Annotated in this window: 1 pseudogene; it reads right to left on the bottom strand. The window is 70.8% G+C overall.

Features of this window, described 5'->3' with window-relative positions:
- Nucleotides 1-497, bottom strand: a pseudogene (locus H261_RS25660) (beta strand repeat-containing protein); the annotation flags it as partial.

Below are 497 nucleotides of genomic sequence, written 5' to 3'. Positions count from 1 at the left end.
GGTTGGTGGTGGTGAAGGCGTTGATGGCCGTCGCGGTGATCGCCGCCAGGTCGGTGGTCTCGATGAAGCCCAACTGGGTGGTGGTCAAACCGACCGTCTGGGCCGAGGTCAGGGCCGCCGCCTGGGTGGTGGACAGCCCGGCCACGTTGGTGGTGGACAGCGCGTTCAGGGTCGTGGTGCTGAGGCCGGCCACCTGGGTGGTGGTCAGGGCCGCCACCTGGGCGGTGGATAGGGCCGCCGCGTTGGTGGTGGAGAGCGCGTTGATCTGGGTGGCGGTCAGCACCGCCAGATCGGTGGTCTCGATGGCCCCCAGCGCGGTGGTGGTCAGGGCGCCGGTCTGGGTGGTGGTCAGGGCGGCCACCTGGGTGGTGGAGAGCGCCGCCACGTCGGTGGTCTCCAGGGCGCTGACCTGGGTGGTGCTGAGGCCGGCCACCTGGGTGGCGGTCAGGCTGGTCACCTGGGCGGTGGACAGGATCGCCACGTCGGTGGTTTCCAGC

It is taken from the genome of Paramagnetospirillum caucaseum, from assembly GCF_000342045.1.
In the GTDB taxonomy this organism is placed as follows: domain Bacteria; phylum Pseudomonadota; class Alphaproteobacteria; order Rhodospirillales; family Magnetospirillaceae; genus Phaeospirillum; species Phaeospirillum caucaseum.
The sequence above is the reverse complement of the archived record's forward strand: the minus strand, read 5'-3'. Positions and strand labels throughout refer to the sequence as shown.